23 protein-coding genes and 1 tRNA gene are annotated in these 18,765 nt (G+C 43.1%); 7 read left to right on the plus strand and 17 right to left on the minus strand.

Features of this window, described 5'->3' with window-relative positions; genetic code table 11:
* The first annotated feature begins 33 nt into the window (after positions 1 to 33).
* Both CBI31_RS04370 and CBI31_RS04375 read left to right on the plus strand, forming a co-directional pair.
* The gene (locus CBI31_RS04370) at positions 34 to 408 is read left to right on the plus strand and encodes a DUF2237 family protein (protein WP_088525199.1); all 375 of its coding nucleotides are present in this window, start codon (positions 34 to 36) and stop codon (positions 406 to 408) included.
* Complete coding sequence (locus CBI31_RS04375) at positions 405 to 1,304, plus strand: histone deacetylase family protein (RefSeq protein WP_088525200.1); 900 nt, start codon at positions 405 to 407, stop codon at positions 1,302 to 1,304. The genes CBI31_RS04370 and CBI31_RS04375 overlap by 4 nt, the downstream gene beginning before the upstream one ends.
* A 15-nt stretch (positions 1,305 to 1,319) precedes the next feature.
* On the opposite strand, the gene CBI31_RS04380 is transcribed toward CBI31_RS04375, so the two are convergent.
* Positions 1,320 to 3,023 (minus strand): amidohydrolase, encoded by a 1,704-nt coding sequence (locus CBI31_RS04380; RefSeq protein WP_088525201.1) that lies wholly within the window; start codon positions 3,021 to 3,023, stop codon positions 1,320 to 1,322.
* A 99-nt stretch (positions 3,024 to 3,122) separates the two neighbouring features.
* Entirely contained in the window at positions 3,123 to 3,275 is a 153-nt protein-coding gene (locus CBI31_RS10320; RefSeq protein ID WP_161491181.1) for a hypothetical protein, read from the minus strand.
* A gap of 131 nt (positions 3,276 to 3,406) precedes the next feature.
* On the opposite strand from CBI31_RS10320, the gene CBI31_RS04390 reads away from it, so the two are divergent.
* Positions 3,407 to 4,042, plus strand: coding sequence for an NAD(P)H-dependent oxidoreductase (locus CBI31_RS04390; protein WP_088525203.1), 636 nt, complete (start codon positions 3,407 to 3,409; stop codon positions 4,040 to 4,042).
* 119 nt (positions 4,043 to 4,161) lie between these two features.
* On the opposite strand, the gene CBI31_RS04395 is transcribed toward CBI31_RS04390, so the two are convergent.
* Genes CBI31_RS04395 through CBI31_RS04405 form a run of 3 tightly spaced genes read right to left on the minus strand, consistent with a single transcriptional unit; the run spans position 4,162 to position 6,434 of the window.
* Positions 4,162 to 5,130 carry a tripartite tricarboxylate transporter substrate-binding protein gene (locus tag CBI31_RS04395; RefSeq protein WP_088525204.1) on the minus strand — a complete coding sequence of 323 codons (969 nt, stop codon included), beginning with the start codon at positions 5,128 to 5,130 and terminating at the stop codon, positions 4,162 to 4,164.
* 27 nt (positions 5,131 to 5,157) lie between these two features.
* Entirely contained in the window at positions 5,158 to 6,057 is a 900-nt protein-coding gene (locus CBI31_RS04400; RefSeq protein WP_088525205.1) for an NAD(P)-dependent oxidoreductase, read from the minus strand.
* On the minus strand, positions 6,057 to 6,434 hold the full coding sequence (locus CBI31_RS04405; protein ID WP_088525206.1) for a carboxymuconolactone decarboxylase family protein: 378 nt from the start codon (positions 6,432 to 6,434) through the stop codon (positions 6,057 to 6,059). Before CBI31_RS04405 ends, CBI31_RS04400 begins: the two co-directional genes overlap by 1 nt.
* A gap of 249 nt (positions 6,435 to 6,683) precedes the next feature.
* On the opposite strand from CBI31_RS04405, the gene CBI31_RS04410 reads away from it, so the two are divergent.
* Positions 6,684 to 7,832, plus strand: coding sequence for a lactonase family protein (locus CBI31_RS04410; RefSeq protein ID WP_088525207.1), 1,149 nt, complete (start codon positions 6,684 to 6,686; stop codon positions 7,830 to 7,832).
* Positions 7,833 to 7,874: 42 nt separating this feature from the next.
* On the opposite strand, the gene CBI31_RS04415 is transcribed toward CBI31_RS04410, so the two are convergent.
* Together CBI31_RS04415 and CBI31_RS04420 are read right to left on the minus strand one after the other, a co-directional pair.
* Positions 7,875 to 8,378 (minus strand): alpha/beta hydrolase family protein, encoded by a 504-nt coding sequence (locus CBI31_RS04415; protein ID WP_088525208.1) that lies wholly within the window; start codon positions 8,376 to 8,378, stop codon positions 7,875 to 7,877.
* Entirely contained in the window at positions 8,375 to 8,974 is a 600-nt protein-coding gene (locus tag CBI31_RS04420; RefSeq protein WP_088525209.1) for an alpha/beta fold hydrolase, read from the minus strand. The genes CBI31_RS04415 and CBI31_RS04420 overlap by 4 nt, the downstream gene beginning before the upstream one ends.
* A gap of 243 nt (positions 8,975 to 9,217) precedes the next feature.
* On the opposite strand from CBI31_RS04420, the gene CBI31_RS04425 reads away from it, so the two are divergent.
* Complete coding sequence (locus tag CBI31_RS04425) at positions 9,218 to 10,222, plus strand: 2-hydroxyacid dehydrogenase (protein ID WP_088525210.1); 1,005 nt, start codon at positions 9,218 to 9,220, stop codon at positions 10,220 to 10,222.
* A 22-nt stretch (positions 10,223 to 10,244) separates the two neighbouring features.
* Here the strand turns inward: CBI31_RS04425 and CBI31_RS04430 are convergent, their stop codons facing one another.
* The 6 genes from CBI31_RS04430 to CBI31_RS04455 form a co-directional block, all read right to left on the minus strand.
* Positions 10,245 to 11,003 carry a class II aldolase/adducin family protein gene (locus CBI31_RS04430; RefSeq protein WP_088525211.1) on the minus strand — a complete coding sequence of 253 codons (759 nt, stop codon included), beginning with the start codon at positions 11,001 to 11,003 and terminating at the stop codon, positions 10,245 to 10,247.
* 7 nt (positions 11,004 to 11,010) lie between these two features.
* Entirely contained in the window at positions 11,011 to 11,988 is a 978-nt protein-coding gene (locus CBI31_RS04435) for a Bug family tripartite tricarboxylate transporter substrate binding protein (RefSeq protein ID WP_133062486.1), read from the minus strand.
* A gap of 31 nt (positions 11,989 to 12,019) precedes the next feature.
* Positions 12,020 to 12,817, minus strand: coding sequence for a fumarylacetoacetate hydrolase family protein (locus CBI31_RS04440; protein WP_088525857.1), 798 nt, complete (start codon positions 12,815 to 12,817; stop codon positions 12,020 to 12,022).
* A 146-nt stretch (positions 12,818 to 12,963) separates the two neighbouring features.
* Entirely contained in the window at positions 12,964 to 14,466 is a 1,503-nt protein-coding gene (locus CBI31_RS04445) for an amidohydrolase family protein (RefSeq protein WP_088525213.1), read from the minus strand.
* A gap of 46 nt (positions 14,467 to 14,512) precedes the next feature.
* Entirely contained in the window at positions 14,513 to 14,695 is a 183-nt protein-coding gene (locus CBI31_RS04450) for a hypothetical protein (protein WP_206075454.1), read from the minus strand.
* Positions 14,695 to 15,306: an alternative oxidase gene (locus tag CBI31_RS04455; RefSeq protein ID WP_088525215.1), complete on the minus strand. Its 612-nt coding sequence runs from the start codon at positions 15,304 to 15,306 to the stop codon at positions 14,695 to 14,697. The genes CBI31_RS04450 and CBI31_RS04455 overlap by 1 nt, the downstream gene beginning before the upstream one ends.
* Positions 15,307 to 15,468: 162 nt before the next feature.
* Here CBI31_RS04455 and CBI31_RS04460 point away from each other — a divergent pair, with 162 nt between their 5' ends.
* Positions 15,469 to 16,164: an SDR family NAD(P)-dependent oxidoreductase gene (locus tag CBI31_RS04460; RefSeq protein ID WP_088525216.1), complete on the plus strand. Its 696-nt coding sequence runs from the start codon at positions 15,469 to 15,471 to the stop codon at positions 16,162 to 16,164.
* 16 nt (positions 16,165 to 16,180) lie between these two features.
* Here the strand turns inward: CBI31_RS04460 and CBI31_RS10630 are convergent, their stop codons facing one another.
* From CBI31_RS10630 to CBI31_RS04475, 3 genes are read right to left on the minus strand one after another with little or no spacing between them, the layout of a single operon-like run.
* On the minus strand, positions 16,181 to 16,342 hold the full coding sequence (locus CBI31_RS10630) for a DUF2256 domain-containing protein (RefSeq protein ID WP_088525217.1): 162 nt from the start codon (positions 16,340 to 16,342) through the stop codon (positions 16,181 to 16,183).
* Positions 16,343 to 16,350: 8 nt separating this feature from the next.
* A complete protein-coding gene (locus tag CBI31_RS04470) occupies positions 16,351 to 17,886 on the minus strand; it encodes a cryptochrome/photolyase family protein (RefSeq protein ID WP_088525218.1) in 1,536 nt (511 codons plus the stop codon).
* Positions 17,883 to 18,140 carry a TIGR03643 family protein gene (locus CBI31_RS04475; protein ID WP_240553733.1) on the minus strand — a complete coding sequence of 86 codons (258 nt, stop codon included), beginning with the start codon at positions 18,138 to 18,140 and terminating at the stop codon, positions 17,883 to 17,885. Before CBI31_RS04475 ends, CBI31_RS04470 begins: the two co-directional genes overlap by 4 nt.
* A gap of 72 nt (positions 18,141 to 18,212) precedes the next feature.
* Here CBI31_RS04475 and CBI31_RS04480 point away from each other — a divergent pair, with 72 nt between their 5' ends.
* Entirely contained in the window at positions 18,213 to 18,560 is a 348-nt protein-coding gene (locus CBI31_RS04480; RefSeq protein ID WP_088525220.1) for an HNH endonuclease, read from the plus strand.
* Between the two features lie 64 nt (positions 18,561 to 18,624).
* Here CBI31_RS04480 and CBI31_RS04485 read toward each other — a convergent pair.
* Positions 18,625 to 18,701, minus strand: a tRNA-Ile gene (locus CBI31_RS04485).
* Positions 18,702 to 18,765: the final 64 nt, after the last annotated feature.

Below are 18,765 nucleotides of genomic sequence, written 5' to 3' on the forward strand. Positions count from 1 at the left end.
AACTGGCTGATAACCACACTATCGAAAGATGCCATGCAAAAAGAAGTTGCCTTAAATGTATTTGGAGAGCCCCTCATCCCTTGCTCCTTTGACCCACTGACAGGCTTCTTTAGGGATGGCTGCTGCAAAACCAATGAAGAAGATGTTGGCAGTCACTTAGTTTGTGCTGTAGTCACAAAAGAATTTTTGCAATTCAGTCTTGAAAAGGGCAATGATCTGATTACCCCGCGGCCAGAGTATCAATTTCCAGGGCTCGTTGCTGGAGATCAATGGTGCCTATGTATTTCTCGCTGGGTAGAGGCTGTGAATGCGCAATGTGCCCCTTTAATCAAATTGGAGAGTACTCATATTAATGCACTCAAAATAGTTCCCTTAGATACTTTGAAAGAATATTCGAGCGAAGTGTGAAGGCTTTCTATACAGATCATTTTGTATTGCCGCTACCAGCGGGACACCGCTTTCCAATGGAGAAATACTCTTGCTTAAGAGATCTAGTAAAGACTGTTGCTGATATAGAGTTAATCGAAGCTCCTGCCGCAAGTGATACCCAAATTCTGTATGCCCATGATCCAAACTATCTCATCAAAATCCTTGGGGGGAAATTAAACCCTCAAGAGCAGCGAGAAATTGGCTTTCCTTGGAGTGAAAAAATGGTTGAGCGCTCTCGCCGCTCTGCGGGCGCAACTATTGCTGCGGCAAAGTCTGCTCTTGAAGAAGGTATTGCCGTCAATTTAGCTGGAGGTACTCACCACGCGTATCGCAATATGGGCAGTGGCTTTTGTGTATTCAATGACTCTGCTATTGCAGCACGCACACTTCAGAAAGAAGTGAACACAAAGCTGAAGATTGCGATTATTGATTTAGACGTTCATCAAGGTAACGGTACAGCTTCTATTTTGCAAAATGACCCCTCAATCTTCACGCTATCCATTCATGGTGAAAATAATTTCCCCTTTAAGAAAGAGCAAAGTGATCTTGATTTAGGCCTTGCAGATGGATGCAATGATCACACCTACTTAACTTCCCTAGAGCAATGCCTAGACGATCTAAACTCTCGCTTCAAAGCAGACTGCCTAATTTATCTTGCAGGAGCAGACCCTCATGAAGGTGATCGTCTAGGTAGATTGAAGATTAGCAAAGATGGCATGCGCCTCAGAGATGAAACCGTTTTCCAGTACGCCTTAGATAAAAGGCTACCAATAGCGATATCAATGGCAGGTGGCTATGGAAAGGAAATTGAATCTACTGTAGATATCCATTTCCAGACCATCAGCACAGCCCTACGCTTTCAGCAAGAATACTAATTTAGAGCCCAGCTATCACCAAACCTGCTTTTTGCCATCAATCCAAGTTTCCTTGACTTTGATATTGGCAATTTTTTCTGGGCTTGTCTTGCGAGGGTTTTTATCCAAGATCACTAGGTCAGCTTGCTTGCCTACTTCAAGGCTTCCAATCTTATCGTCCGACATGAGTTGATAAGCTGCATTAATGGTGACTGCACGAATAGCATCATCTATAGATACACGCTCATTAGGCCCCAAGACTTCGCGGGGCGGCTTTTGCCATAGACGATCAACGCCTTCAGAAATGTAACGCAAAGGGCTTACTGGCGAGATCGGAGAATCGCTGTGATAGGTAAAGCGGGCACCTTCCTTTTTAAATGAAGCGCCCGGAGCAATTCTACTGGCACGCTCGGGGCCAACGATGTGATTATGAAAGGCTTCCCCCCAATAGTTCACGTGACCCACAGTAAATCCAGGAACAACGCCTAATTGCACAGCTTTTTTCACTTGCTCAGGTGTATTAATAGTGAAATGCTCAATTCGTAAACGGCGAGTTTCAGGCTTTGCATTACCTGCTAAAAGTTTTGCGTAGTTATTCAGAGTTTGTTCAACAGCACGATCGCCATTGGCATGAATTGATAATTGCCAACCCTGATCAAAGAATGGCTTGATCAAACCGAAGAGATCCTCATCTTTGTAATCAAGATCGCCACGTCTTTTGCTGCCAATTGGGTAAGTGTATGGCTGGTTTAAGGCGGCTGTTAATCCCTGAGTAGAGCCATCAGATACAAATTTGATGCCCACAAAACGTAGGCGGTCGTTTCCATCATTTGGCTTAATAGTATTAAAGCCTTTGGGAATTGCCGGGCCATATAAGTAGCCCCTGACGCGAAGTGGCCAGTCCTTGCTAGCGCTAGCACCTTGGAGTAACTTCACTTCATTATCTAAGCCCAACATGGCCCCTATAGTAATTTCAGTGGTCGTGGTGACGCCTTTTGAAGCAATCATCTTCCCAGTCTTTTGAACCGCCTTGAGTAAATCCGCATCCGAAGGTGGCGGCATTTTTTCTAAAAATGGTAAGTAAGAAGCGCCTTCAATCAAAACCCCAGTGAGCTTACCTTGAGCATTTTTCTGAAATACCCCACCACCAGCTGGATTGGGAGTGCTATCAGTGACACCAGCAATTTCATAAGCCTTATGATTGACATACGCAATATGACCAGATTGATTTAGAACGAAAATAGGTACTTCAGTGCTGACCTTATCTAAAACATCAGCAGTTAATTCCGCCATGAATGGATTAGTGCGGGATGGATCTACGCCAAAGCCCATCAACCATTGCCCTTTAGGTAAAGTCTTTAAATGCGCCTTTAATTTGTTGCTAAGCGTTGCAACTGTGTCGTACTTGGTGGTGAAGTTAGAGAGATCTAACCAAATATATTCACCAACTGCCGTCAAGATAATATGGACGTGAGGATCAATCAGGCCTGGCATGACTGTTTTACCTTGCAGATCGACAATCTTGGTAGAGCTCGTTTGCCATCCTTTTGTCACGTCGGATTTAGTGCCTGCAGCAACAATTTTCCCATCCTTTACAGCAAGTGCTTCCACCTCTTCATTTTTGGCGTTTACGGTAACAATAGGCCCGCCATAAAAAATCGTATCTGCATTATTTTGGGCAAAAGCCATAGACGCATGGATAGCCAATACTGCAATAAGAATATTTGATGAAAATTTCATTGAATAGAGCCCAAATGGATTAAGAGAGGAACTTAGTAATCATAATTAGTTTTCTACTACCAAGCACTTATAAATCTAGTAATGATCTGAAAACCATCTTTAAGCACATGTAGCGCCATAGGGTAATGTAGGCTCTTGGATAAATGAGAGATTGGCTTCCGCAGGCTTTGTAGTGATATAGGCAATAACGCATGCCGTAATGATTAGCAAGACGCCGACCCATAAGGCCCAAGATTTTGAATTTTTATCCATATCAAACTCCTTAAAATGATCGTTCATGCTTCATATTACCCTCTAGTGATAGATGCGTTACGCTAATCACAATTTTCAACTTAAACTAAAATAAATTATCTTTGATAACAATTAAATCCAAGGAAAGCGTAATGAGTCTGATTGAGAAGCTGCAATGGCGCTATGCCACTAAAAAGATGGATCCAGCAAAGGCTGTATCCCAAGATAAAGTTGAGAAAATTCTTGAAGCCATTCGCTTAACAGCGAGCTCTAGTGGATTACTGCCTTATGAGGTACTAGTCATTACCAATAAAGAGATTCGCGACAAGATAAAGCCGATCGCAAATGGCCAATCTCAAATCGTTGATTGCTCACACTTGCTGGTCTTCGCAGCTTGGGATAACTACACTGCAGAGCGTATTAATGATGCATTTGATATGACTGAAACAATCCGCAATTTTACAAGCGACGCCGGTACTGCTTATCGCCAAATGCTTCTCAAGGTCTACCCAGCCAGAGATTCAGAAATCAACTTTACACACGCTGCAAAACAAGCCTATATCGGACTTGGTACTGCACTGGTTGCTGCCGCTGAAGAGCAGGTGGATAGCACTCCCATGGAAGGATTTGATCCACAAGCGCTTGACACTCTTCTGAATCTCAAAGAAAAGGGCTTACGCAGTGTTGTCATGCTTCCTTTGGGCTACAGAAAAACGGATGAGGATTGGCTGCTTAACCTCAAGAAAGTTAGACGTGCCAAAGAGAGCTTTATTCGCTGGATCAAGTAAACATTTATCCTGCAGGGAGAAATAAAAACACCAACTATTCAGTTGGTGTTTTTATTTCCAGAGAACAATCATGATCAAAGATCAATCCAAGGACTCTCCATTATTTAACGAATATCAATTTACTGAGGTTTAACTCCCGCGTTTTTCATGGCGACTTTCCATCTCTCAATATCCGTCAATAAAAATTTGGATCCATAGCTAGGGTTAGCTATTGTAGGAGTAGCCACAGAAGCATCCATTTCACCAAAGCGACGCACTAAGCCTGGATCTTTCAATGCATTATTTAATGCTTTTGTTAATCGATCAATCACTGGTTTGGGGGTATCTTTGGGTGCATATAAAGCATGCCATACCGATAATTGAAAACCAGGCATACCGGATTGACTAAATGTGGGCGTTGTAGGTAAGGAGCTAATACGATCCTTGCTAGCTACAGCAAGTGCTTTGATACTACCCGCACGAATATGTTGCAATGTACTGGCTGGTTGATCGCAAATGACATCGACTTGTCCAGCCAATAAATCATTGAGTGCTGGGCCAGTTCCTTTATAAGAAACTGATAGCCAGGATGCTCCCAAAGTTGACTTTATGAGCACTTCGCACAAGTTCGATGTAGCGCCAACACCTGCATTAGCGAAATTCACCTTATCAGGGTTTGCTCGCACATAATCAACAAAACCTTGAAGGGACTCTGCCGGGAAATCTTTTCTGGCAACCAAAACCATTGGAACATCAGTTACCATACCAATCGGAATAAAGTCAGTTGCTGGGTCATAAGGTAATTTTGAATACAGCGCTGGTGCAGATGCTTGAGCCATATTATGAAAAAGTAAGGTGTATCCATCTGGACTCGCTTTGGCAACCTTAGCTGCACCAATCGTTCCACCTGCGCCGCCAGAGTTTTCAATAATGACAGATTGCCCTAAATCCTTAGACATCGACTGCGCCAAAACCCTGCCTAATACATCTGTAGAGCCGCCTGGCGGAAATGGGACAACAATCGTGATTTGCTTATCGGGATAGGCGGCAAACGCTAGGGATGCAGATAAGCAACTCAATGCTAAAAGAAGTTTGTAGATGAATTTCATAACACTCCCATCAAATAATTAGGCGAATTAAAGAGCCGCAGACCTGACATAGTCAAACATAGCGGTATGGTCTGCACCTTTACCCAGCTTCTCATCCGCCTCTTTGGCAGTGAGAACGCATTGCTTTGCCAGGTTTGCATAGCAATTCATATTCTCAATAAAGTTCAGCGCAATTTGCACATCTTTACGCATTAAAGCCAAGGAGAAGCCAGAATTAAAGGCATCATTGAGCATAAAATTTTCAACTTTATTTTCGGTCGTGTTATTACGACCGGTTGAAGCATTAAACACTTGATTTACGACATGAGGATCTAAGCCAAACTTATTCGCCGCATTGAGTGCCTCAGAGGCAGCAATCAATCCAGCTGCAGACACATAATTATTCAAAGCCTTCACTGCATGCGCTGCACCTGCATCGCCAACATGCACAATGCTCTTGCCCATACATTCCAGTAACGAATGAATCTCTCCAAAATATTCTTTTTTTCCACCAACAATAATGGCTAGCGATCCATCAATTGCTTTTTTAACCCCTCCAGATACTGGAGCATCAATAAACTTAATACCCAACTTCTCTAATTTTTGATTATTTTCTTTAGATGAGATCGGGCTAGATGAGCTCATATCCATGAGGTAGCTATCCTTACTCAACTGAGTAGCAATACCTGCAGATCCATTACTGCCCCACAAAAGCGCATCAATGATGGTGCTATCCGGCAACATTAAGATCGTTAGATTGGCATCTTGTATTGCTTGCTCAGGGCTCGATACAAACTGAAACCCTTTGTCATCTGAAAACTTTGCTGCTACCTCTTGATTAAGATCAAATCCAGAAATCTGATATCCGGCCTTCAGGAGGTTTTTTGCCATGGGGACTCCCATGAGCCCCAATCCCACAAAAGCGATCTTTGTATCGGATGCTTGCATTAGATACCCATTTCTTTAAAGACTTCCTTAGCTACACGAAAGCTATCAATGGCAGCTGGGACGCCACAATAAATTGCAACCTGTAAAAAGACTTCTTGAATCTCTTCTTTTGTTAAGCCATTATTAATAGCGCCTCTGACATGTAGCTTCAACTCATGTGGGCGATTTAGCGCTGCGATCATGGCAAGATTTAAAAAGCTACGCGTTTTTCTTTCTAGGCCTGGTCGATTCCAAATCTCGTTCCAGCAATACTCAGTCACCAACTCTTGCATTGGCATGTTGAAATCATCTGCATTCTTGAGTGAGGTCTCAACATACTCAGCGCCTAATACTTCTTTGCGGGTTTTTAACCCTTTTTCAAAATTATCGCGATTCATCACTTCTCCTAGTTATTGATTATTTTTAATTAAATGGCTGGTAGACTTTTTATAAGAAAATAATATTACCTCTTTTCCCCTCTCAACCCTAAAAAAGCTGAGATGACTGACCCTATCCAAATCTCAGTCAAGGCAGCAATTGGTATAAAACTAATGGAAGATACCAATGTTCTCAAGGCAAGCACAACCGTTATTCTGAGCCAAGAACAATAAAAACAAACTCAAAAAAATACCAAAGGGAGAATCATCATGAAAACTATTTTCGGGAAGTTAGCTTTTGCAATATCTGGAGTGGCAATAGCAAGCACAGCGTATTGCGGCACTTACGTATACATTTCAAACATTGAAGATGCCGATATTGCAGCTTATGAGCTAACGACTGGGTCAAGTCCACACTTAAATTTAGTTGGGCGCTTTCCGGCTGGAAAATTCGCTATGCCTATGGCTGTAACACCCGATGGTAAAAATTTATATGCCTCGGTCCGCTCTAAGCCCTTTTCTTTATATATGTATCAAATAGATCAGTCTAATGGACAGCTAAAATGGACTGGTGCAATACCATTGCCCGATAGCATGGTTGCTGTATCTACAGATAAAACTGGTAAATGGTTATTAGCCACCTCTTTTGGCGGCCATAACAACAGCGTGAACCAAATACAAGCCAATGGCTATGTCAATCCTATCCCAGCGGAAGCATTTCCAAGTGGCGGCAAAAATCCACATGCAATCATATTTGACCAGTCCAATAAGTTTGTCTATGTGCCCCAGCTAGGAACAGATGAAATTAAAATCCATACTTTTAATGCCTCTCAAGCCAAGCCTCTCTCTGAAACATCAACTTCAGTAGCCCTCCAAAAACAACAAGGGCCAAGACATATTGTTATTTCGGACGACAATAAATTTGCCTATGTCATTACAGAGATGACTGGTGAGGTGGTAGTTTTCTCTCGAGATATCAAATCAGGGGCATTGACTCAAATTCAGGCTGTATCTAGCCTGCCAAGTGATAGTAAATTAGTGCCCGGCAGACCAAGACCTCCAACTGGCTCACCAGAGGCAACTGCATTTGATGACTCTAATATGATTTTCTGTGCTGAAATTAAATTAACACCCAACGGTAAATTTCTCTACACATCCGAAAGAACTAAGAGCACATTAAGCGGCTTTGAAGTTAACCCTCAAACAGGCAAAGTAAAGTATCTGTTTACGATACCTACAGAAGAAATGCCGAGAGGATTTAATGTTGATCCTAGCGGTCAATTTTTAGTTGCCTCCGGACAAAAGTCTGACAAGGTATCTCTCTACTCCATCAATCAAGCTAATGGTGAATTAAGTCTGATTGAAAGAGTTGCTGGCGGCAAAGGAGCTAACTGGGTCACTTTCGTTAAAACGAAGTGAAATGATCACTCCCAGCCCTCAAGCCACCCTTGGGTGGCTTTTTTATTTATTTTTTAGCGTACTTAAAAACTGCTTAATTGCTTTATTCTGAACTTCATTCTCATTCGGCGTTACTCCTGCCCCTGAAAGATGCCCCATAGGTGCAGCCTCATTAATCGCAACATATTTCGCCTGAGGTATATATTTTACTGATTCCTTGGCATCAGATTCTGGATTAAGCAAATCCCCAGTTCCTGCCAGAATCAATGTCTTTGCTTTGATTGATTTCAATGCAGCAATCGTATCGCCATTAAAACCCTTTGTTTGCCCAATATCATGGCGATCATAAGCGCGAGATTGCCAAATCCAATCATTCGCATCCATACGCTTCCAAGAAGCATCCTGTAGCTTATTGAGAAAGTTAATTTCTGCCTCAGGACTATTGAATTGTTGATTTTGGTAGGAAGGTGTTCTAACAATCACTCCACTTAACCACCCTGCCCATAGGCGCATTCCTTTTTCAACGGGCTTGTCATATTTACCGCCCTGGTAAGCTGAGTCAGTCATGATGCTTTGCTAAGCATCTCAAGCACCCCAGAAGTCCATGCATGGGTTTTAGCCAAAGGAATGATGGGTACGATTGACTGCATCGCATTGGGATAAGAAACAGCCCACTGCAAAGCTTGCATACCGCCCATGGAGGCGCCCACCACTGTCACCAGCTTGGTGATCCCAAAATGCTCCGTCACTAATCGATATTGACTGTTCACCATATCTCGGATATTGAACTCTGGAAAACTCACATTGGCCTGTGTTTGGCTATTTGATGGAGAGCTTGTCAAGCCATTGCCTATCGCATCCGTACAAATCACAAAATACTTATCTGTATCGAGAGCCCTGCCAGGACCTATTAGGTAATCAATACGGTGATGATTTCCGCCAATCGCAGTCACCATCAAAATGGCATTGGATTTATCTGCGTTAAGAACACCCTGCGTGGTGAAGGAAATTTTGAAGTTTTCAATAGTGGCCCCATTTTCAAGGACAAGATTGCCCTCTGCATAAGTTTGATGAGGTGGATCCGTATCTTTGTGGGCGTAAGAGTTTGCCGAGAAAATGGTTAGCGTCAAACACACAACAAGAAAATGTAATTTTGTTTTCATAAGTCCCCTATTGAATCCTATTCCAAGAATGAAAAATCAGAATTTCCTTAGCATCAAGGTCGTAATCTTTTGCATTATTGGGCTATTTTTTATTTTAAGTATAGGCCAATGTTCAATATACCCCATGATATTTGAGATGATGATTTCCATCCTTATTCGCTGACTAGAACCTAGGCCTGGGACCAAAGACTGATGAGAGCAGAATTAGCTGTATATTTAAGCCATTAATGACATTGGAAGATCATGCCTAGAAATATTCTAATAGTTGGAGAATACGGAAAAATATTTCTTGTTCCACTGATCCAGGCTCTTGGAAAACCCTGGGTAGTTCAACACTGCATTGTTGAACAAGCTAAATCTGAATTGCTGGAGCTTGTATCCAAGGCGCATATTTTGGTTGTATCAGCTGAGCTGGTTTACTCCAAAGATCCGACCCTAGTAAAGGATCTCATTACGGCAGGTAAGCAACTTCAATTAATCCAAGTGCCATTTTCTGGCATGGAGTGGCTGAAAAAAGAATGGCTTCCAGCTGGCTGCATCGTTTGCAATACAAATCAGCACTCTGAACCTATCGCCGAATACGTCATGCTGGGTATTTTGGAGTTTGCTATCAATATGCGCCTCATGGACCGGGAACTCCGCCAGGGTAAATGGACTTACGGTGGCTCTATCGTACGAGGACTGAAACATAGTGAGATTCAACATAAAACCATTGGCTTTATTGGCTTTGGACATATCGCCAAAAGAGTCACTGAGCTCGCCACTCCTTTTGGGATGGAGTTTATTGCGATTAGCCGCAATCCAAAGGTAGACGCTAGATTGAAGTGGTGGAAAGACAGTTCACATCTTGAGGCCTTATTGATGGAAAGTGACTACGTTCTCATCACTGCGCCTCTGAGCGAAAGTACCAGGGATTTAATAAATGAATCCACACTAAAAAAAATGAAGCCCACTGGTGTCGTCATCAACGTTGCTAGGGGGCCGATTATTAATGAGGTAGCCATTTATCAGGCCCTCAAAAACCATGAGATTGGAGGCGCGCTACTGGATGTTTGGTATCAATATGCCAGTACTGATAATTTAGAAATGCGTCCATCAGCGCTACCGTTCCATGAGCTAGATAACGTCATCATGACTCCTCACACTGCTAGCTGGACTGATCAACTCGATGAAAGAAGGATCGAATCAGTTGTGAAAAATATACAAAACTTCATAGATCAAAAGCCTTTGGCTGAGCGTGTTTTTTAAACAGCTATAACAACTTGATATATTAGTTTTTATAAGTAGGGTCTAACTTTTCTACAATACGCAGCATTGCGGGCCATTCCATCTCCCCGAATGGCCTTCTGACGTGAGGTTGGTATAGGTGGTGAGTCTTCTGAATGACTTCATCCGGTGGCATCGTTAATTTAACCCCGGAAGAGAGCGCATCTACCTGAGCCTTACATGCCATTTCTAGCCAATATAAAGTATTAAAGGCTTGGGCTGTACTTGGGCCCACCGCTAGGAGGCCATGATTCCGCAGAATCATGGCAGTTTGATCACCCAAATCTGCAACTAGGCGTGACTGCTCGTCTAAATCAATCGCAACGCTTTCATAGTCGTGATAAGGGATGCCATAAAATCGCATCGATGTTTGTGTAATGGGTAGCAGGCCACATTCCATCGCAGAAACAGCCATACCAGCTCGCGTGTGAGTATGGATAACACAGCTGACATTCTCTCTAGCGCGATGCACAGCACTATGAATCACATATCCAGCCTGATTAATCCCAAAATCTGGATTAGGGTTATAGATCACTTCACCATCCAAATTAATAGTGATGAGATTAGAGGCAGTGACTTCGTTGTACATCAAACCATAAGGGTTAATTAAAATAAGCTCTTCTGCACTATCAGGAACTCTAGCGGTAATATGGTTGTATATCAAATCACTCATACCAAAATGAGCGACTAGTCTATAGCAGGCTGCCAAGTCAATACGGGCCTGACGCTCCGCAGGACTAACAACATAAGTGGATTTATTCATTACTCTTTTATTCCATTGGCTTAATGTTGAAATCACGAATTAACTTTCCAGTATTTTCGTAATCATTTTTTAAGAACACCGAAAATTCTCCAGAGGAAGATGAAGATCTCACCTCAGCCCCACCCTTTGCTAACTTCGCGCGTGTTTCTGGCTCTTGCAATATGAGATTGATTTCATTTAATAAGGTTTTCTGAATCGCTGGAGGTAGGCCAACTGGACCAAAAAGTCCTAGCCAAGCTCCAATTTCAAAACCGGGAAAACCTTGCTCAACCACAGTTGGGATTTCTGGCGCAAGCTCCGTTCTTTTCAGCGTAGCAACTGCCAAGGGCTTTAACTTACCGGCCCGCACCATCGCAATACTGGAAGATAGCGTATCAAAAGTGACTGGTAATTGCCCACCAATCACATCTGCTTGTGCTTGACTGCTGCCTTTATAGGGAACCTGAGTCATTTCAATATTGGCACGCTTAGCTAGCACTGACATCACTAAGTTACTAGTAGCGCCATTGCCAGTAGATCCATAGCTAATCGGGGTTGGGCTCTTTTGCGCATTTGCCAGAAATTGTTGCAAAGTATTGGCTGGATCATTCGGATTGACCACCATTAAATAGGGTAGCCAGACAAGCATTCCAATTGGTGTGAAATCCGTCAGAGGAGTGTAAGTGAGGGTTTTATAAATATGGGGGTTGATCGACATCGGTGCAGAAGCACTGACCAATAAGGTATATCCGTCTGGCTTAGCCTTAGCAGCAATTCCTGCTCCGATACTTCCTGCTACGCCCACTTTGTTTTCTACTAAAAATTGCTGTCCCATTCTCTGAGAAAGACGATCGGCCATGATGCGCGTGACTGTATCTGTGCCCGTGCCCGGCGGGAAACCAATGATGATCGTTACCGGTCTATCTGGATAAGCCGCCAACGCAACTAAAGAAATGCTGGACAAGGCAGAAAATATCAACGCCTTGACAAAGAATTGAAGCTTCACTATGCCCCCATTATTTTTAAAGTTTTCCAATTTAAACAATCTTAATGACTAAATCTGGCAATCGATCTATAGAGCAACGAATCACGTCACCCTTGATGACTGGGCCCACATTTTCAGGAGTTCCCGAGTAGATAATATCCCCAGGGTAGAGCTCGTTAGCTTCGGATAATTTAGAAATTTGCTCAGCTACTGACCAAATCATTTGCGATAAATCCGCCTTTTGTTTCACGGCCCCATTGACTGAAAGCTCAATATTCCCCTTGGTGAAATGTCCAATATTGGCAAGCGGGAAAATGGGGCCAATGGGTGCCGAGCGATCAAAGGACTTACCAATTTCCCAAGGCTTCTTTTGATCCCCCATAAAACGCTGCAGGTCTCTGCGCGTCATATCCAAGCCAAGTGCATAACCAAATACATGATCAAGTGCTTTTTCAACTGGGATATTCTTGCCGCCTTTGTTTAAGGCCGCAACCAACTCCACCTCATAGTGGTAATTCTTGGTCAAAGTTGGATAAGGATGATCCACGATTTTATTTGGCGCAACAAACTGAATGGCATCTGTTGGCTTTTGAAAGAAGAATGGGGGTTCACGCGTCGGGTCAGAACCCATTTCTCTTGCATGCGCTGCATAGTTTCTACCAATGCAATAAATCCTACGCACCGGAAATTCTTGGCTACTACCAGCAATAGGAATGTAGACCTGCTCAACATTAAAAGGAGTTTTTACACTCTTGTCATGGGCTTGACTTACGCCTGCACTACTCAGAATAGCCGTACCCACACTCATTTTTAATACATTGCGGCGTGTAATATTTTTTTCTTGTGTCATCTTCCCTATTCCATTTAATACAATCTTTGCAGCCATCAAGATTTGGTTTCTAAGAAATCAATTTATACAACAATCAGAGGTAGAAATAGACAGTAAATACCCGCATCTATTATTAGAAAAGTATTGCAGATGAAAGTTGGGCTAAATTAAGCCTGCATATAACCATATCTGAGATTTGTTCTACCATCCCCATACTGGTCATAATTCACTTTTGCGATAGCAACCTTATCAGTCATTAAGGCGGCTCGTTGTGCAGCGGTAAAGTTATATAGCCGTGCAGAATTTTCGCCAAAGATTGCTCGCTTGACTGCTCCATCTGCAGAGCCCAGAGGATTAAAACCATATTTTTTCTGCATATCCTCAGGAATTTCTAATCGACGTAAAGCCTCAATTTGCCATTGAGGGGAGCCTGTCCAGATGGCGTCGGTACCCCAAACAACGTGATCGGCGCCTAAGCCTTGAATAAGCTGACCAAGCATCGCGGCGCATAGCCTTGGTTCGGCAATAGTGCTTTGAGCAAAAATTTGACCTAAATCACCATAGACATTCGTGACACCCATTTTTTGTGGGATCTGGGCTAAATCTGTTACCCAATCAATGCGGCCAGATTGTCTAAACTGCTCCCATCCTATATCCCAGGTTCCACCTGTATAACGAAAAGCAGAATGGTAAATAACGAAATTTAATTGGGGCCAGTCTTTGGCAGCTTTTGCAACGTCATCTACTTTTGCATAAGCCAATAAGTGAGGATACTGCTGCGTGATTGATGGTGGATAAAGACCTTTATGAACACAGACATTCGCTAAGCTTGGCTTAGCTTTACTCCATTTCGCTAACTTTTCATAAAAAGGATAAAGCAATTTCTCATCATCAAGACGCCAAGGGTGCTTTGAAAGTTGCTTATTAGTGTTATCGCCGATCGTGTAACCCTTAAAAGAGTCTGGCTTTAAATTTTCGTGATCTGCTTCGGCCTTTTCTAACCAACCCGGCATTCCCGGCATAAAAATGGCATGTGAAAACATTCTTTTAGTACCGGATCCTTGATTCACTGATTCACGCGCCTGCGCTTTCATTGCATTAGTCAAAAACCAATCTCGGGGATCCTCAGATCCAGAACCAGAAATCAATGCCACTTTAGTATCGCTATCTAAATAAATCTCTTTAAAGTAATTGGCAAACTTCAAGTCATCTAAGGTTTGTGGTTTACCAACTAAAGCAGGATTCCATGAGGCTTTGCCTACAGCCTCGCGAGATCTCACAAAGCCTTCTAGCCTGGTATCGTCACGTAAGAAATGGGTATGCATATCCATAATGAACTGATCTTTTAACAAAGCAGATCTTTCATTAGCCAGCTCTGGTGTTGCGGCCTCGGCATGACTAACGCTGTATAGCGGGCCAAAGGTGTCATTCATTACCAAAAAAGCTGCTGCCATTCCTGCAGCACTTTGAAAAAATCGGCGGCGAGGTATTCCTTGATGCTTGGCAAGGGCTGTGCCGATATCCTTGATACGAGTCTCAAATTCTTTTTGCTTGGGAGTCTGCACGCCAGGCAAAAACTCATCACTTGAAATTGCTTGGGTAGGTATCGGAGAACGAAAACGGGCTTTTTCTGCCGGAATTAGTCCTGCAATCTCATCAGGAGTCATCATAATTTAAGCTTCCTATAGTCAAAAGAGAACCTGCCTGAAACTCAATTTAGGAGTTAGGCTTGATCTTATCGGAATCTTGCTCTTGGTTTTTATCGGTAGCTGCTTGTAGATTCAAGCTAGGTGCGGACATTTTTTCACCGTCCCATACTTGGCCACACCAGCACTCGCCCGCATCATTGATGATGCAAACACCAGAGCCACAGCAACGCTTATCTGGAGCCTTCATCATTAGGCCTTGTCGTAGTCACTAGCAAATTGATGGTTTGTATCCCGGTGATGGGCCTCATCATTGCGCACAGCAATCACCACATCTCGTAGAGTTGCACTAGGTTCAAGCTTCCAATAATCAATGGCGATTTGAGGAGCTGGGACATTCTCTATACGACCCTCGTCAATTTCTTTTAGATATTCGGTATAGGAATAGACTGCCTCTTCCTCAAAATAGCCAACGATGCGATGGGCAGTTCTTGGAAAGAATACATAAATAATGAAAAAGAAATTCCAGAAAATCGCCTGCGCAATCAAGACAAGGTAGCGCTCAAACATATTAGGCTTTGCAACCTCAATGAAAGTCATGAGATGCATTCTTTCATTCTCAGCTTCCGCTAAAAGCACTCGAATCTTTGGCCCATAGCCAACTTTCATACTCCGTAGGCTGGTTAAATGAGTCCACATTCCAGCAACCATTCCCGGAACCCCCGCAACAGTCTCTAAAACAACCGCTCGGTGCCCATAGCGCTTCTTAAAAAAAGTATCAGCAAAAAAACGCATGCCTTTAGTAAAAAATAAGGCAACTCGATCAGAAAATCCAAGGGGTGTGTAGTGGGCTATCTCTTCCATATAAATCACTTTAAATGATTTTTACATTTTACGCCCGCATGAAAATGACACACCCCTAGCCTACCTATCATGAAAGGGCCATAGCCTAGCAAATCAGCCCTTATTGAGCAGGTTTAAGACTTATTAACTAAACTGAATGAAGACTACATTAATTAAGACACCTTGAAACTGCTTCCAAGCCCTTTTTCTGCCCTCATTATTGGTTCCTCTGGAACCATTGGCGCAGCGTTTATGGAGCTACTTGAAAGTAATCCTCTGTGCTCAAGTGTCGTAGGTATTCATCGTCACTCAGAACAGAGTATCGATTACCAGCACCCAGACTCAATAGAATCGTGTGCCACAGCACTCTCTCAAGAAGCACCTTTTCAACTCATCATTAATACGATTGGCGTCTTGCACACTAGCAATTGGATGCCTGAAAAGAAACTAGATGATCTTAATGCTGATCAACTAGTAGAGCTGATGAAGATCAACGCGATTGGTCCAGCACTAACTATTCGGCACTTCTCTAAATTACTAGATCCTAAAAACGGCATCATGGTTACCCTGTCGGCCAAAGTTGGCAGTATTGAAGATAACCGTCTCGGTGGTTGGTATAGCTACCGAGCCTCAAAGGCTGCGCTCAATATGCTGATTAAAACAGCCTCCATTGAATGGGCGCGCACCAAGCCGAATACTGCCTTGATCGCAATGCATCCTGGTACTGTGAACTCGAGACTCTCAAAACCTTTTCGTGGCGAGCAGATTGGCAGGCCTGCGCACGATGCAGTGGCGGATATGTTTGCAGTGATTGAAAATTTAAAGAAAGAAGATTCAGGAAGCTTTCTTTCTTACTCAGGTGAAAAACTGCCCTGGTAAAAAGTCAATTACTGATTTAGGCCTGCGACTTAGGTGCTTTTTTCCTACAAGCATCTGAGCAATATTTCACTTCTTCCCAATTTTTGGCCCAAGACTTTCTCCAGGTCATCTCTTTTTTGCAGACGACGCAAATTTTGCTTGGCAGAAAACTTTTATTACCCTTAAAGGAAGCGCTCATCTCAAACCCTAGAGATCATTGAGATGGGTTAGGAGGTGATCTGCATGCTCCACGATTGACTTTTGGTCCTCATCGCTAATGCGCTTGAGATTGGCAGTCATCAGCTTTGTGCGTGGACTCGATTCAAACTGACTACGATGTTTAATTAAGAAATTCCAATACAAGGTTGTTACTGGGCAAGCTTCTTCTCCAAAGCGAACATCTGACTTGTACTGGCAGGAGCCGCAATAATTACTCATGCGCTTGATATAGGCTCCACTGGCAATATAGGGCTTACTGGTAAAGCGACCACCATTTGCAAACAGAGCCATGCCAGCAGTATTTGGCAGCTCTACCCACTCAATCGCATCGACATAGATTGCCAAGTACCAGTCACACACTTCTTTTGGCAGAATTTCTGCTAGCAAGGCAAAGTTGCCCGTTACCATCAGGCGCTGAATATGATGCGCATAACCATACTGCAGTGTTTGACCGATCGCATCTTTCATACAAGCCATATTGGTTTGACCAGTCCAATACCATTTAGGTAGAGCTCTTTGATGATCGTAATAATTATCTTGAGCCATCTTAGGCATATCTAAGTAATACATGCCTCGTACAAACTCTCGCCAACCGAGTATTTGGCGAATAAATCCCTCAACGGTAGAAAGATCTAAAGAGTATTTTTTCCAGGCCTGCAAAACAGCGGCAATCACTTCTCGTGGGTTGAGTAACTTCAGATTGAGTGAGCTCGATAGAATGGAATGCCAGCCAAACGGAGTATCCGTCCACATGGCATCCTGAAATACTCCAAAGTTTCTTAAACGATATTCCACAAAATAATCTAGCGCTTCAAGGGCTTGAGCTCGAGTTACTGGCCACCGAAAATGATCTAGTGAGCCAGGATGATTTGGGTAGGTATCGTTAACAAACTCAAGAACTTCTTTTGTCGCTGAATCTGGCTCAAATAATACGGGGGACTCAATAATGCCGGGGCCCTTTTTAGAATAGGACTTACGGTTGTCTTGATCAAAATTCCACTGTCCGCCTTGAGGATTCCCTTGGTTATCAACCAGGATATTGTGGCGCTTACGCATTAGGCGATAAAAGTACTCTAGCCGTAATTCTTTTTTATCCGCTACCCATTCCAAAAACTCTTGATGCGAGCAATAGAAGTGATCATCCTCACGCATCTCAAGTCTGAGCGATAGCTCGCCTGCCAATTCTTCTATCTGCTGCTTTAAGCGCCATTCGCCTGGTTCAACACAGATGAGGTCTGTAACGCCCTTTTTAATCAGTTTTTCTTTTAAGGCCTCAACGATTGATAGCGGTGAGTCTTTAATGTAAGTCAGAGGGTACTTGAGCTCTTTTAACTGAATGGCAAAGTGGCGCATAGCAGATAAAAACAGAGCAATCTTGGCTTTATGGGACCAAACATATTGCGCTTCTGCAATGGACTCAATCATGACTATTTCATCAGTCTTGAAATCAAAACCTCTGAGGGCAGCTCCATTTAAATCTAACTGATCCCCCAGAATCAGAACTATTCTTTTGGGAGAACTCATTTATTTTTGTACTGTGTTGGACAATAGGCGCGATCAACCAACTTACTTCGAAGCGCAACGTGCTTGGTTGCTCTTCCTGTAACGCGCTTACGCCATAATTCAAATGAACCCCGTTTAAGTTCGTGGCGCATTAATTGAATGACTTGTGGCTCAGATAATCCAAATGATTTCTCGATGGCATCAAATGGGGTACGGTCTTCCCAGGCCATCTCAATCAGGCGGGATATATCAGATTCAGAAAGTGTTTTGGACAAGAATTTTGGCACCCTGCAAGTTTATGACTTATTTACTAAACTTGTACGACACATGAATATTTCAAAAACCAGATGATTGGCAAAATTCGCAGGAAGTTAATTTCGCTTGCGCCAACACCATTCCTAAAAGCGGTGGATGTGGTCTGCCCTATCTGCGACCGCCCTATACCTGATTCCCAAAAAGATGCCCATCACCTCATACCGAAGTCCAAAGGCGGGAAAACTACCGAGTACCTACACCGGATTTGTCATCGTCAGATACACGCCCTCTTTACTGAAACTGAACTAGCCGTGCAATTTAATACTGCTACAGCTCTTCAAGAACATCCTGAAATGCAGCGATTTATTCATTGGGTTAAATCAAAGCCTAATCACTTTTATGAAAAATCACGTAAAAGTTCTCGCTTAAAAGAAATTTAACCCTTAAATAAGGCCAGAGGCGAAAGACAAAACCCCCACCATTTCTGATGAGGGTTTGCTTTTCTGGTGGGCCCACCAGGACTTGAACCTGGGACCAAAGGATTATGAGTCCTCTGCTCTAACCAACTGAGCTATAGGCCCGTATAAACCTTGTTGGAATCTATAAGTGGCTATTGTAATAGTTTCCCCGTGCTGACGAATGTGC

The organism is Polynucleobacter campilacus (assembly GCF_002206625.1).
GTDB lineage: Bacteria > Pseudomonadota > Gammaproteobacteria > Burkholderiales > Burkholderiaceae > Polynucleobacter > Polynucleobacter campilacus.